11 protein-coding genes are annotated in these 14,373 nt (G+C 32.4%); all 11 read right to left on the bottom strand.

Annotation, left to right across the window (positions count from 1 at the left end; genetic code table 11):
• Nucleotides 1-21: 21 nt before the first annotated feature.
• The 11 genes from ACFVR2_RS06740 to ACFVR2_RS06690 all read right to left on the bottom strand — a co-directional run bounded on the left by ACFVR2_RS06740 (nucleotide 22) and on the right by ACFVR2_RS06690 (nucleotide 14,300).
• The gene (locus ACFVR2_RS06740; RefSeq protein ID WP_387360040.1) at nucleotides 22-498 is read right to left on the bottom strand and encodes a hypothetical protein; all 477 of its coding nucleotides are present in this window, start codon (nucleotides 496-498) and stop codon (nucleotides 22-24) included.
• A 73-nt stretch (nucleotides 499-571) separates the two neighbouring features.
• Nucleotides 572-3,058 (bottom strand): transglycosylase domain-containing protein, encoded by a 2,487-nt coding sequence (locus ACFVR2_RS06735; protein ID WP_387360038.1) that lies wholly within the window; start codon nucleotides 3,056-3,058, stop codon nucleotides 572-574.
• 192 nt (nucleotides 3,059-3,250) lie between these two features.
• Nucleotides 3,251-4,168, bottom strand: coding sequence for an alpha/beta hydrolase (locus tag ACFVR2_RS06730; RefSeq protein WP_387360036.1), 918 nt, complete (start codon nucleotides 4,166-4,168; stop codon nucleotides 3,251-3,253).
• An 805-nt stretch (nucleotides 4,169-4,973) separates the two neighbouring features.
• Nucleotides 4,974-6,026 carry an ATP-binding protein gene (locus ACFVR2_RS06725; protein ID WP_387360034.1) on the bottom strand — a complete coding sequence of 351 codons (1,053 nt, stop codon included), beginning with the start codon at nucleotides 6,024-6,026 and terminating at the stop codon, nucleotides 4,974-4,976.
• Between the two features lie 451 nt (nucleotides 6,027-6,477).
• On the bottom strand, nucleotides 6,478-6,987 hold the full coding sequence (locus tag ACFVR2_RS06720) for a (2Fe-2S)-binding protein (protein ID WP_387360032.1): 510 nt from the start codon (nucleotides 6,985-6,987) through the stop codon (nucleotides 6,478-6,480).
• A gap of 4 nt (nucleotides 6,988-6,991) precedes the next feature.
• Nucleotides 6,992-9,265, bottom strand: a complete 2,274-nt coding sequence (pucD, locus tag ACFVR2_RS06715; RefSeq protein WP_387360029.1) for a xanthine dehydrogenase subunit D — start codon at nucleotides 9,263-9,265, stop codon at nucleotides 6,992-6,994.
• Between the two features lie 10 nt (nucleotides 9,266-9,275).
• Nucleotides 9,276-10,160, bottom strand: coding sequence for an FAD binding domain-containing protein (locus tag ACFVR2_RS06710; protein ID WP_387360027.1), 885 nt, complete (start codon nucleotides 10,158-10,160; stop codon nucleotides 9,276-9,278).
• A complete protein-coding gene (locus tag ACFVR2_RS06705; protein ID WP_387360025.1) occupies nucleotides 10,157-10,801 on the bottom strand; it encodes an NTP transferase domain-containing protein in 645 nt (214 codons plus the stop codon). The genes ACFVR2_RS06710 and ACFVR2_RS06705 overlap by 4 nt, the downstream gene beginning before the upstream one ends.
• Complete coding sequence (locus ACFVR2_RS06700) at nucleotides 10,791-11,831, bottom strand: XdhC family protein (RefSeq protein ID WP_387360023.1); 1,041 nt, start codon at nucleotides 11,829-11,831, stop codon at nucleotides 10,791-10,793. The genes ACFVR2_RS06705 and ACFVR2_RS06700 overlap by 11 nt, the downstream gene beginning before the upstream one ends.
• A 217-nt stretch (nucleotides 11,832-12,048) precedes the next feature.
• Nucleotides 12,049-12,801, bottom strand: coding sequence for a GDSL-type esterase/lipase family protein (locus ACFVR2_RS06695; RefSeq protein WP_387360020.1), 753 nt, complete (start codon nucleotides 12,799-12,801; stop codon nucleotides 12,049-12,051).
• A gap of 761 nt (nucleotides 12,802-13,562) precedes the next feature.
• Nucleotides 13,563-14,300 carry a hypothetical protein gene (locus tag ACFVR2_RS06690; RefSeq protein WP_387360018.1) on the bottom strand — a complete coding sequence of 246 codons (738 nt, stop codon included), beginning with the start codon at nucleotides 14,298-14,300 and terminating at the stop codon, nucleotides 13,563-13,565.
• Nucleotides 14,301-14,373: the final 73 nt, after the last annotated feature.

Raw genomic sequence — 14,373 nt, 5'->3', positions numbered from 1 at the left:
TTTCCGGGGGCTTTAGCATTCTCATTTTTTGTAAATATTTGCATGAAGAATATTCTTACATTTTTTAATCTTTTGTTTGATTTGCAAGTTTTCAAAGAAATATACTTCCGTACCTGACCAAATAAAAACCCAACATACAATGCTTAATATGCCTCCGATATAGGCATGACTTTTTTGAAGCTTTAAGTAGAACAAGCCAATGATAATACCAAACACAAATAAAATAATGGACTTTTTAATATTTCTAGCATAAATTCGTTCATCAGTTTTCACAAGATTTGTAAAAGAGTTCACAGTCGCTGTTTTTAATGAATTTTCATCAAATTCAGTTTGACCATCAAAAAGTAGCTCTATATTTTTTCTTTTAGCACTATGTAATTTAGATAATATAAAATCTTCTAATTCAGCGCTTAAGTGTAAATTGTCATGGCTATAAAAACTTGCAAATGGATTATCCGACTCTTTTAAAAAAATATTAATACTTATTTTATCTTCCATTTTAAAACTCCTTTAACACTATTCACTTGAAAAAACGCATTGATAACATTCTCAATGCGTTTTAAATTTATATTTAATGTGGATTAGTAGGATTAGGGACGATTGGATTTACAGTATTATCTCCATTTTCGTTTCCTGTACCCGGTGTTTGTTCACCAGGCTTCGTACCTTCTCCTGTCCCGTTTCCATTCCCTTGCTCATTTCCAGTTCCCTGTCCATTTCCTCCTGTTCCAGTTCCTTGTCCACCTTCATTTGCTGGTGGTGTAGTTGGTTGCTCAGTTGAAGATAAATCAACGGTAACTGTAACAGGTCCACTCTTACCTTCAGCATTCGTAGCAATAATGGTTATTTTCACAATATCTCCAGGGACAATTCCATTAATACTTGTTGCTGTTCCCTGAATTTTTTGAGTTTGTCCCGCTGCACCATTTACAGTATAACTTACTTCAAAAGACGTTTTTTGAAGCAGATTTGCTGGATACGTCCAATTTAATGAAATATTACTTGTAACCGGGTCATAGTTTGCCTTAACATTTTTTGCTGACTCAATCACAATATCTTTAGGAATATCATCTACTTTTTCTCCTCGAATGTATAATTCATTTCGAATTTCTTCGACTGATGAAGGTTTTCTAAAGATTGCGTTTCGATCTCCATTGGCAGCTAACATATCTCTTGCAATGAATTTTGCAATATTCGTTGAGCCTTTACCAAGAAAATTATTTTTTTCATTTTTTTCATACCCTGTCCAAACGGCCATTGTAACATCAGAAGAATATCCTATAAACCAACTATCACGAGTTGCGTTATTCGGAAATCCGTATTTTTGTTTTACTTCATCAGAGTAGTTTGTCGTACCTGTTTTACCTGCCATATCGAGTCCTGGTACATTTGCTCTTTTACCAGTACCAAGTGGTGTTTTTACTACATCTCGAAGCATATCTGTTATCATATATGCAGTATAATCACTCATTACTTGTTTAGGTTCAGTTGCAAATACTTTTTCAGTATTATCAGGATAAATAATTTTTTTAACGGAGTGAGGCTTATTATAGATTCCACCATTTCCAAAGGCAGCATATGCCCCTGCCATCTCCATTGCTGATACACCCGTGAATCCTCCTATGGAATAAGATTCATAATATGTATTTTTCGAAAAATTAAATCCTAATCCATTCCCAAATTCTCTAGAACGATCTGCGCCTACTGCCTGGAAAGTCTTTAATGCAGGAATATTTCGTGAATCAACTAATGCTAAACGGATTGAAATATCCCCCTTATATTTTCGATCCCAGTTTCTAATAGGTGTACCATTGGAATAAGAATAAGGCTCGTCAAGAATTTGATGATAAGTCGACCATTTTAAATACTGAATAGCTGGACCGTAATCAAGTATAGGTTTAATTGAAGATCCCGGCTGTCTTTTAATATCAGTAGCGAAGTTTAAACCACCAGTACTTGTATTTCTACCAGCGCCTACTGCTCGAATTTCACCCGTTTTCGTATCTAATAATACAAATCCAGTTTGAAATTCATCACTAGGATAGAAGCTTTTTCCTCTACTTAATATTTCATCTGCTGTATCTTGAGCTTTAGGATCCAATGTTGTTTGAATTGTTAGACCATCGGTATAAACATTTGCATCACTGTTTTTTTCAACTTCATTTACGACTACATCGATAAATGAATTGTATTTTGTACCACCAGATTCATGAACTTTTACTAATGATTTCATTGAAATTGCTTTTGCATTTGTATATTGTTCCTCAGTAATATAACCATATTTTTTCATTTGACTTAAAACTGTATTTCTACGGTTTTGTGACTCAACAGGGTGCCTTGCAGGATTATAGTTATTTGGACTTTTCACCATACCTGCTAAAGTTGCTGCTTCTGGTAGTGTAATTTTAGATAAATCTTTACTAAAATAAGTTTCACAAGCTTTGGCTACACCATAAACTCCTCGCCCTTTAAGACCATTCGAAAAGTATACTTTATTTAAATACATTTCTAATATTTGATGTTTTGAGTATCTTTGTTCTAATTTAAAAGCTAAGTACATTTCTTGAACTTTCCGCTTAATCGTTTTTTGAGAAGATAAAAATGAGTTTTTTACTACTTGCTGTGTGATTGTACTTCCGCCTTGTGAACCGAAACCTCCAGTTATATTCGCTAAAACTGCACCGAATACCCGTCGAATGTCTACGCCTTTATGTTTATAAAATCGCACATCTTCAGTAGCAATAAATGCGTCTTCTACAACCTTAGGAATTTCATTATAGGACACTTTTGTTCGTTGTTCTCTTCCTAATTCGGCTACAACTTTACCATCTTTATCAACAATAGTAGAAGATAGCGGTACTTTGAGTTTTGATTCATCTAGTGCGGGTGCTCCACTAACTAAATATGAAAATATTCCAACACCAATCAGTATGAAAACAATTACGATTGATAATAATGTTACAGTAATTTTTTTCCATAAGCCTTCAGACTTATCGGAAATTTTTGAAGGCTTTTCCAGCCGTTTACGTTCCTCTCGCGAACGGTATTCATTTGCCATCTTAGTTCGCCTGCCTTTTTAGTAAAATAGAGCTTTTTAGGGCAAAAATTATACTTTTTATTTAAACCAATTTATAAATAGTAGTATTTTCTACACGCTCTACTTTCATGTACTGAAGAATATCTTTCTCAATAAAAAAACAGATAACCCCTTCCTTAAGGTTCATCTGTTTCACAAAATCTAATTAATTATTCAATTTGCATTAGACGAAAACGTCTTTTCAATAAAATCAATCACTTTCTTAGTATATGGTTCCGGTTCTTCAATAAATGTTGTAATATGTCCATGTTCTGTCAGCCATAATGTTTTTTCGTTTTCATTAGGGATTTGATCATAGATCATTTCACTACTACTGAATGGTACTTTCAAATCATTCTTTCCATGAATTAATAAATAATTTGTTGAATTTCCTTTTTGAACTGATATGACCGGAGACACTTCTTTTGGGTCAATCTTTAATAAATGTTTCATCGAACGTAAAATGATTGAAGTAAAAGGTTTTTTAGGTAATTTTGACCAAACACTTAAATTATCTTCCAAATAAGTTTGTAAATCATGAAATGGACTGTCTGCTATAACTCCTTTAATTTGCGCATGAAGACTACCAACTAGTAAACATGTCGCCCCACCCATACTCCATCCAAACAAAACAATTTCTTGTTGATTTCGTTCGTTAATCACATATTCTACTGCCGACGATAAATCATGCTGCTCATAATAGCCAATTCCAGTTGTTCGTCCACCTGATTTCCCACTATTACGGAAGTCAAACATCAATACATTATACCCACGTTCATGGATTGATTGCACAATTCGAAGACCATTAATCTTTTTTTGACTTCGTTCATCTGTGTACCCGTGTGCAGTAATGACTGTTTTTGCTGTAGAATTTTTTGCTGGAATCCACCATCCTCTTAGCACAACTTGATCATGATTACTCTTAAATTCAACCTCTTCAAATTGCAAATTGTAATCAGTAGGAGTTTGTTCGGTTTTTCGTCTAAATGGATGAGTTAAGATTAAACCGACTAGTATCGGTATTAGAAAGAATAAAACTGGAGACAAAATTACCATCCAAAGTAAAAGCTTATTTATTTTTTTCCGTTCCATCATGCACACTCCTTTTGTCTGTTAGCCAAATAGAAGTTCTTCTATTTAAATTATGAAATATGTTAGACTTTGTTAGTCTTAATGAACTTTTATTTATGTATTAATTGTATCTTTTTAAGTTCCTTCTAATCAATAGATAAGAGGTGCCGAAATTTCAGTTTTACCGAATATTTAGGCACCCATTTTAATGAACTTTTTATTTAAGTTAAAATCAACATATAAAGTTTAGAGTATATTCTCTATATTATGTATCTTTGTGACAAAGTTCACAATTTTACATTTGTGAAACTTTGTTATAAGTAATTAAATCGAGCCTTTCTATTTCTTATTTATCAGATCGGGGATTCAATGCTTTACTAGTCATAATTTTGTTATAAACAACTGGAAAATCTTTCAAATAACCCTAAGCGAAAAATGTCGGAAAATGTTTTAATAGTGATACTACATAACTTGGGCATCGGCTGACCTCCCCTTCTTTGAAAGGTGGTGATGCCTATGACGGAGAATGAAACAATTAGTTTAATGCTAGAAAGTGTAATGGCAACGATCGCGCTAATTAGCTTAATCGTTGCCATCATCAACATTACTTCTAATAAGAAGTAACCGTCCTTCCCCAAGGACATATTTGTCAGCCGTATCACTACGGATGTAGTACTTAAGTTTGGTGTTACCAGCACCATACTCTTTTTTATTATAACCATATTATATCATAATTTATAATCAATTCTAACAACTTATTAAGCAAAAAAATAGCAATGAACTTTATAATGAGACAAAGCTTTAACTAATTTCTAGCAAAAAGTAGTCATCTATTAAATCTAATATAAAAATCCGTACCATTTTCACTAGTTGTAAAATCAATCGTTGCGTTATTTCTCTTAGCAATCGCATAGCAAATTGCTAATCCTAATCCAGTTCCATTTTCTTTTGATGTGACAAATGGAGTTGATATTCTCTCAATTATTTCCGGTGGAATGCCAGATCCTTCATCATTAATTGACATAACAATTTTATCGTCTTCTATATAAGTATGTATCTTTACAATTTTTCTAACATTCAATGCATCTAAAGAATTACTAACCATATTTAAAAGTAACTGACGGATTTCATTTTGATCAATGATTAAATTAGGAATTTCATTTAGCTCTCTTAGAATCAGTTTGTCCTCTTTTAATGCTCTAGTTTCAAGTAATGGATATAAAGTATTTATTATTTGATTTAAATTATGTTCTTCAAGTTTGTTAGGCTTTTTCTTTGCAATATCGAGAAACTCGGTAATAATTGCGTTTACCCGGTTAATTTCATCGATCATAAGTTCAAATATTTGGCTATAGCTTTCAAAATCTTTATTTTGTAACCCTAATTGTAAAAATCCCTTTACTGTAGTGAGTGGATTTCTAATTTCGTGCGCTACACCAGCAGCCATTTCTCCAATTATTTTTAGTTTTTCATAATATCTCTGCTCTTCTTCCTGTATTTTTTTCTCAGAGATATTAATGAAAATTGCTAGTATCCCATTCTGATCAGGTATTACCTTAATTTCATATGTTATAAGTGAGTATTCCGTTATTGATTCAAACGATTGGATTTTTTGTTCATTATAGGCCTTATTGTAATAATGATATACTTCTGAGTTCACATAATTAGGTAATGCATTCCACATACAAACACCGATTAACTCTTCTTTTGGCTTTTCAATCATTGCTTCAGCAGCCTTATTAATAAAAACAAATTCCATTTTCGAATTTAAATAGTAACATCCTTCTGCCATGTTATTAAAAACTTCATGTAGGTCAACATGACTAATTAATTGATTATCTTCATTTAATGGTAAATTACTATTTGAAACCAAAGTCATCATACCCCTTCTTTTTTTAGATGACTAAAAACCTATCTAACCCAGTCTATTTTTAGAATAACATATTTCTGAATTTTCTCAAAACGAACCTTTGTCCTACTTTTCAGTTAAATACAAATAACTAACCAAATTAAATTTATGATTTCATTAATATACTTAAAAGAAATGGATTTAAATCCTTTTTTCAAATTAAATCCGTGTAAAAAACCATCTTTTTGGCGTTCTTTTATTATGATTAAAAGTAAACAAAATAAATTGAACTGAGAGTTAGAATTATTATTTATCACCAGATTGCTTATTATTTTCAAAATACAAAAACAAGCAAATGCACCGTAAAAAAAATTAAAAATATCTTTAAACACAAAAAATCCCTTCATATTACCCTTATGAAGCATAGGATAAATATAGAAGGAAAAGGTTTTAAACTAGTATTATTAATTCCTACATGAATTTATTTATCAATCTTTTTTATCATTGCAATTGCTTTTTGGATCGAGCGTATAATTCCTGTATATCCAGTACATCTACATAGATTACCCGATAAAGCTTCTTTAATTTCATCTTCTGTTGGATTTGAATTTGTATCGAGGAGTGCTTTTGCAGCCATAATCATCCCTGGCGTACAATATCCACACTGATACCCTCCCTCTTCTAAGAAAGCTTTCTGAATAGGATGGAGTTCTACATCTGCTATACCTTCAATTGTACTGATTGAAGTATTATTTACTTGATATGCCAGCATTAAACATGAATTAACTAGTTTATGATCCATATGGACAGCACACGCACCACATCGACCAATTTCACAAGAGATTTTTGTTCCTGTCATTTTTAAATGTTCTCGTAAAATGTCAATTAGACGCGTTGTAGGCGCAACATGTAATTGTTTTTCAATATTATTTATTTTTAAATTAAGTTCAAGCAAATGAATAGGTTGATCTTGATCATATTTCATACCCATTATCTCATCTCCTTGAATTTATTAATTTCAATAAATATTCCGGAGAAATTGGTAATTTATTTATCCAGCAACCTGTTGCATCAAAAATTGCCCTAGCAATTGCAGGAGCAACAGCAACTGTGCCGATTTCTCCAACCCCTCTTGGCCCAAATGAATCTTCGTCCTCAAGACTTTCTATAGGTGCTACATTTAATTGATAAGGAACATCACAAATTGTTGGTATCAGATAGGTATCAAAGTTATCTGAAACGTATAAACCCTTTTCCATTATCGAGTCTTCCATCAATGTATACCCTAATGCCATGGCACCCCCACCCTCTATTTGTCCTTTATAACCTAAAGGATTAACAACTGGACCAGCAGCTACTGATTGATCTAATCGGATTATCTTGGTTTTTCCAGTTAGGAGATCAACCTCAACCTGTGCTAAAACGGATGCAAAGGAATAAAGATAGTGACTACCTCCTACAATAGCATCAGGACTTATCGGAAAATCAAAAGAAGTTTGAACGATTATTTCTTGTTTACGAGGCATTTTTTGAGCAAGTTCTTTATAAGTCATCATCAATTTATCTTCTCTACCATTAACTTTCATCCAAATCCCATTAGGTCCCATTTTAAGAATATTAATGGGTACTCTAGTAACCTTTTGGGCTAGTTCAAGAAGCTGAGTTTTAAACGAAGCTTCCATTCTTTTTAAAGAATGCCACACCATGCTTGTAGCTCTAGATGCTGTTGAAGAACCGCTAATTGGCACTAAATCAGTGTCGCCAATTATAATCTTTATATCTTGTACAGAACAGTTAAATTCATTGATTAATAATGTTTCTATTACGGCAAGTATACCTTGACCACATTCTTCAAATCCAAATGCTGCTTCAATTTTACCCTTTCGTGTAAAAGTTAAGCGACCACCTGATGGGTCTATCCTGTCAACTCCAAGCCCCCCACCATGCATTGTAAGTGCAATACCTTTTCCATAAACTTTCCAATTCTGACTAACTTCTTTATCATTCTGTTTATTTAGTATAGGCGATTTTGATATTTGACTTAAAACATCATAAGCACCATTTGTTGGTACGACTTGTTGACCTAATGGCCCTAAATCATTTGTTTTTCTTAAGTTTTTCAAACGAAATTTAATAGGATCCATTTTTAGTTTCTTAGCAAGTCGGTCAATTTGCCCTTCAAGAGCAAACGTAATTTGGTTTCCACCAAATCCTCTAAATTCACCTGCAACTCCATTATTTGTAAATACTGATAATCCTTCAATTTCAATATTAGGGATAATATATGGTCCTGGAGCATGCTCAATAGCAAAATCTAAAACTGCGGGGCCTAATGTTGCGTATGCACCAGTATCAGCTATAATTTTTACTTTATGTGCCACAATTTCCCCATTTTCGTTGACACCCGTTTTCATTGTAATTTTCATTGGATGACGCTTTAATCCAGACTTAACAGATTCACTTCTACTTTGGTGAATTTTTATTGGACATTTCGTTTTTAATGCTAACAATGCACCATAAGGTTGTATATTAAGTTCATCTTTACCTCCAAATGAACCACCCATAGGGCTAGAGATGACCCGAATGTTTTCTTCAGGTATATTTAGGATCCTAGCCAATTGAAACCGATCTTTAAAACCGTGTTGTGTTCCAACATATACTGTTAGATTCCCGTTCGTTTCAGGGACAATTATTCCTCCTTCTGTTTCCATGTAGGCATGCATTTGCCTAGGTAAATCATAAGTTTCTTCTACAACCGTACTACAATCTCGAAATCCCTGCTCAACATCACCTTTTTGATATTTAGATTGATGTAAAATATTTCCTTGTTCATGTAATTTAGGTGAATCAAGGCGAAGCGCTAATTCAGGGCTATCTATAACAGGTAGTTTTCTATATTCGACTTTAATCAAATGTAATGCCTGTTCAGCGATTTCTTCTGTATCAGCGGCAATAGCAGCAATTGCATCACCGACATATCTTACACGATCTTTACAAAAAACAGGTTGGTCAGGAAATATTAATCCAAAACCATTTAAACCAGGGATATCCTTATAAGTAACAATAGCTCTAACCCCTGAAAGTTTTTCAGCTTCTTCAATCGAAATGGATAAAATCTCAGCATGTGGCTCAGTGCTTCTTAATACTTTTCCATATAACATGTTTGGAAAGGACAGATCTGTTAGATATTTCATTTCACCGCTTACCTTGCTTAGACCATCAGGACGGATTCTTCTTTCGCTTTCTGTAGGAATCAGATTTTTACTCATTGTTCACCTCTTATTTACTAGCTAGTTTAGTAATCTCGGAAACAATAATATTAGTTGTAATCTCCTGTTTATAGTTTGAGGATGAAAAATGGTCAGAAGGAGGTTTGAATTCCTTTTTAATTGTTTGAGCTATGTCCTTTAATTGAATTGATGGCAGGTATAATTTTTTAATAATCTCTTCAGTATTAGCTAACCGCTGAGGTAAAAATGAACTTCCACTAACTGCTAAGTGAACTTGTTCGATCATCTTTTTTTTGCCAATTTTTAAATAACCAGATATACACACAATACTTTGACAAAAACTCTCTCTTAATCCTATTTTTTTATAGAAATAACTTTCACTAGATTTCTTTGTTTGTACAGGTATTTGAACGCTCACGATAATGGAATTTGATAAATATTTCTCTTCTTTTATACATTCTATTAGTTTTTTTTCTCGCATATGATGTCCATCAAATAAAACGAGACTCGCATCCAATACTAATAAAGCAGGAATGACATCACCATTACCATTTGCAATATTTCCCCCGATTGTTGCTCTATTTCTAATTGCTGGAGATGCAATATTTCGAACAGCTTCCACTAGTATTGGGACATTATCAAGGAAGATTGGTTTATTCCTACAACTATCTAATGTGGTTAACGCTCCTATTTGCATTAAAGTTTGCCCATTTTTATTAATTAACTTATATTCCTGCAATTCTTTTATGTTTTCTATACTAATTAAATTTTCAGGACACAGTATTCCCTTTTCCCAATGAGTTTGTAAATGAGTGCCTCCTGCGATAATGCATGAATTATTAAAAAATTGCCGTTTTAACTCGTATGCTTTTTCAATTGTATCTGGAAACCAAACAACAGGATAATATAAGTTTGCACCTCCTGGTTTAATCACAAACTAAGATCAACTCCCTTCGCAATTTCATATGCTTCTTTTGTATCGATATCGAAAAAGTCCCACTTATTCCCAAATTCTACTAATACTCCTTCTAAATTAGTATGTTTCCGAATAATTGCTCTTGCTCCTTCATCTCCATTTAACATGAATAGGTCAGGTATCAAATTAGGCGACAGTATGATTGGTGGTCTAGGAACACCTTGAAAACTTGCTGCTAAAAAAGGAATTGTTGAATTCTCACTTACACGCTTTAAATAATTTTGATGCAATACATTAATTGTTTGAATCGATAAAAAAGGTTGGTCTGCAAGGAGGATCATGATCCCTAAAGGCTTTGTTTTTAGAGCTTGAGTTAAACCACATTTCAAAGAGAATGATTGTCCTTTGTTTGCACTGGTACATGGAACATGTGTCCAAAAATCTTTATAGGGTTTTTGAAAAAGATCTTTGCTAATCCAATTTAGTGAATCATTTTCTTTTGTTACGACAAAAACATGGTCAATATTAGAATTGATAAATTTACGTAAACCAAAACTTCCAATTGTAGAATTGCCTAATGGAAGTGAAATTTTATTCTGACCCATTCTTTTACTACTACCTGCAGCAAGTAAAATTGCAATGATTCTACTATTCTTCATGCTTAATCTTCTTTATTCTTTGTCTTTGAATTATTTCACCAACAATACTGATAGCAATCTCTTCTGGGCCCTCAGCACCAATTTGCAGGCCGGCAGGACTATTTATTTCTGAATCTACTTGTTTACCTTCCAAAAGTCGTTGTATTCGTTTTTTTCCACCAAGAACTCCTAAATACTTAAGATTAATATTTAAAATATGATTTAATATTTCTTTGTCTTTTTGGAATTGATGGGTAATGATTATGGCAGAATCAGATGTAGACAATTGAAGTCTTGGTATAATTTCGCTCGGAAAGCCCACAAGTATTTGTTCTGCGTCTGGAAAGTATTCTTTAGAACATAGATCAGCACGCCAATCGGTTATTGTTACAAAGAATCCAGCTAATGATGCAAGTTTTACTAAAGGAATCGCATCCTTACCAGCTCCAAACACGAAAAGGCGAGGCTTTGGATGAAATGTATGTAAATATACTTTAGTTTCAAGCGGTTTGATTGTTCGAATCCCACTTTTTTGATTAGTATCATGTAATTCATTTAGAACACTTTTCAGCTGATCTGTAATTTGCTCATTACAATTTCCAAAAAAGGTCTTTTCATCCACTAAGTACAAAGTTTCAACGTCATTATTATCATCAGATAAAATTTTCATCATCGACACACTCATACCATTTAATAGGAATGTTTTTAATTTACTTAGTAAATTAAACATACTTTCATCAATTGGCTCTAAAAGCACAGTAATAATCCCATTACATCCTGCCCCGTTTCCCCACGATAAATCATCCTCTGATCTCATATCATAAATAACAGTTTGAGGTGTTTTTCTTACTCTCGTTTCTTGAACTCGATATGACAAATCTGCTTCAAGGCAACCGGCGCTAAGTAAGCCAACCTCTTTCCCATTTCCTTTAAATAACATGGAAGTTCCTTCTTTCCGGTATGCTGAGCCTACTACATGAATAATTGTAGCTAATACATCACCCTCTTTAGATGATGTAATCTCATTTAGTATCTCATGGATACTTTCCATTAGATCCCCCCTAAATTTAAAATCATTTGATACTGGCATTTTTAGTAAATATTAATATATAGTTCTATGATGAAAGTGTTATGTCTAGATTCAAAATTAAATAGCATAAGACATAACTAAAATAAAAAAAGATTAACCACAATTTATGGTTAACCTATATTTTTAAAGCAGTTACATTAAGCTAAAGTGAAAAATAAAAACTTAATACAATATTTTTTTATTTTTTTATACCTAGCGCGTTCATTCCAATCGTAGCTAGTACAGTTTGTCCATCAATAGTTGGATGTATATCTCCCTTTCTAACATAAGTTGCTTGTTTCTCATCAAACGCAGAAAAAGCATCAGCTATTTTTACATTCTTGTATTTACCTGCAATGCTCGAAATCTTTGGATTAATAATGAGCGATAATAATTGATTTGATAAGGAATGCATCGGTTGATTACTTACTTGAAATGGATTATAAAAATTGTACAAAACAATCTGAGCATCGCTAAGTCCACGAATTTCCTTAATTATTTCATTTAAATTTTCTGCTAATTTTGGCATCATCGTAGCAATTTTTCCAGGAAGTTGTTCTATATTATTACTTTTTTTCAATGTATGTAATAAATCATTATTTCCTATATCTAAAGTAATATAGTCTGCATGTTTTACTGATCGTCTGAAATTGGTATCATATTTTATTGCTTGCAAAAGATGATCTGTTGTCCAACCTGGAACGCCTAAATCACGTACTTCAAGGTTTGCGTTTTCACCAATAAGAAAAGGGAACGCATAATTTGATGGTATATTATTAGTAGTACCTAAATTGAAACCAAATGTTATGGAGTCTCCAAGTCCTACGAGTTCAATCTTTTCAAAAGTAGTAACATTATTATCTTTTGCTAGTGCTGCAAGTGCTGTAGTTGAAAATAAAGAACTTGCTAAAGCAAAAGTAAGAAACGTTATACCAATTTTTCTTCTTCTCAACAAATACGCCCCCTAAATAAGTGTATTAAGATACTAAACTTCTTTTTATGATTAGTAAAAAGTAGTAATTCAAGACTTAAATTACCAATTTTCAGGAATAGACTCTTATTAACTTTTTTATAGATAGTATGTTTTATTAAATTATTTGTCTAAAAGAAGAAAATCATGTAAGCATTTACTTAGTTTTGATAATAATAGTAGGATTTGAAAATTAAAAAAAGCTAACTGCATGAGCTAGCTTTTTTACACGCTGTTGAAAACCAATCATGTCTATTAATTAACAAAATTTTCGTAAAAGGGGTTGAGTGTGGTTGATTTCCACTACAGGATGCTCGCTTTCCATGGGGCGAGATTCTTGAGCCTCCTCGTCACGCTCGTTCCTGTGAGGTCTCAGGCTTCCCGCATTTCCCATAGGAGTCGAGCACCCCTTTTGTTCCAATCAACTTTATTCAACAAAAAAGGGTTACACTAAAAACCTAATTTAATATCCTTTTATTTAAAGTAAAGTAATATTGTTTTATCAGTTAATAGGTCAATTAAGATCAATTTATAAACTAATCAAAGGAACTTGTTTTTCTAAAAATTAAAGCATAATATTTTTTAACTTATGAAAAAAACCATAACTGGCGTTTGTTGGAATTATAACTTGCTCAAGTATATTAACATTAAAAACATTCATTGTTCATCCAAAAATGATAATATATGAATTCGCTTAATCTAAATTTAAATTAATTTGAAACTCTTCTATTCTCGGTCTTAATTTAAATCTCAACAACCTTTGAAGGGTTATTTATTTTATATTTAACCTCTTTGTTTAATTTCTTATCAACTACTTTACCATCAAATTGATATAATTTACCTACCTCTAACTCGGCTGCTTTTAAAGTTTTACTTAATGAACACCAAGCATTTCCAATTAATAAATCTTGATCTCCTTTGACAGCCACATTTTCCCAAATAACAATCTCTTCTTCGCTATCATTAAAATGATTATATTTTGTACTAAATTCTTTAACCGCGCCATTAAAATGTGATTTATCAGTTGGTAATGTGATTGAAACTTCCTCTTTCTTTTCTACTTTTTTCTTTGTAGTAGCTTTAGAAGTACTTTCTTTTGACTTTGCCTCAGTCTCTGTTTTCTTCTCTTCACTGATCTTCGTATCACTTTCTCCAACTGTGTAGACTTTCTTAAAGCTTGGAGATTGCATTTCTTTTAAATAAGCAGGATGAATACATGTTAAATTGCCATCTTCAAATTCAATAATAATTGTATGATACTCATCCGTAACCCCATAAGTTTCATAGCCAACTAGCTTTACATTTACTTGAAAATCTTGACCTTTGAATAAAAAATCATGTTTTGGATTTTTATTAAATAAACCCCATGAACGTCCTTTTTCTAAATAATCCTCATCAGACAAAAATTTTGTAAATTCTCCTTTTGGAGGTATGTATTTTATGAACTCAGTCTTCTCATTTTGAACTATATTTTCTGTCATTTTATTTACTCCTTTGGTAAATCTTATTTATTTCCATTTTTTAGTAGTAGTTTTATTCGTTATATGTAGAAAT

Source organism: Gottfriedia sp. NPDC057991 (genome assembly GCF_042886615.1).
Taxonomy (GTDB): domain Bacteria; phylum Bacillota; class Bacilli; order Bacillales; family Bacillaceae_G; genus Gottfriedia.
Note: the sequence above shows the minus strand (reverse complement) of the source record. Positions and strands in the feature narration are given on the sequence as shown.

What these genes read in the sequence shown, in the direction of transcription:
- ACFVR2_RS06690 (WP_387360018.1), bottom strand. Translation starts at nt 14,300, where the DNA reads ATGACAGAAAATATAGTTCAAAATGAGAAGACTGAGTTCATAAAATAC.
- ACFVR2_RS06720 (WP_387360032.1), bottom strand. Translation starts at nt 6,987, where the DNA reads ATGGGTATGAAATATGATCAAGATCAACCTATTCATTTGCTTGAACTT.
- pucD (WP_387360029.1), bottom strand. Translation starts at nt 9,265, where the DNA reads ATGAGTAAAAATCTGATTCCTACAGAAAGCGAAAGAAGAATCCGTCCT.
- ACFVR2_RS06705 (WP_387360025.1), bottom strand. Translation starts at nt 10,801, where the DNA reads ATGAAGAATAGTAGAATCATTGCAATTTTACTTGCTGCAGGTAGTAGT.
- ACFVR2_RS06735 (WP_387360038.1), bottom strand. Translation starts at nt 3,058, where the DNA reads ATGGCAAATGAATACCGTTCGCGAGAGGAACGTAAACGGCTGGAAAAG.
- ACFVR2_RS06740 (WP_387360040.1), bottom strand. Translation starts at nt 498, where the DNA reads ATGGAAGATAAAATAAGTATTAATATTTTTTTAAAAGAGTCGGATAAT.
- ACFVR2_RS06725 (WP_387360034.1), bottom strand. Translation starts at nt 6,026, where the DNA reads ATGACTTTGGTTTCAAATAGTAATTTACCATTAAATGAAGATAATCAA.
- ACFVR2_RS06700 (WP_387360023.1), bottom strand. Translation starts at nt 11,831, where the DNA reads ATGGAAAGTATCCATGAGATACTAAATGAGATTACATCATCTAAAGAG.
- ACFVR2_RS06730 (WP_387360036.1), bottom strand. Translation starts at nt 4,168, where the DNA reads ATGGAACGGAAAAAAATAAATAAGCTTTTACTTTGGATGGTAATTTTG.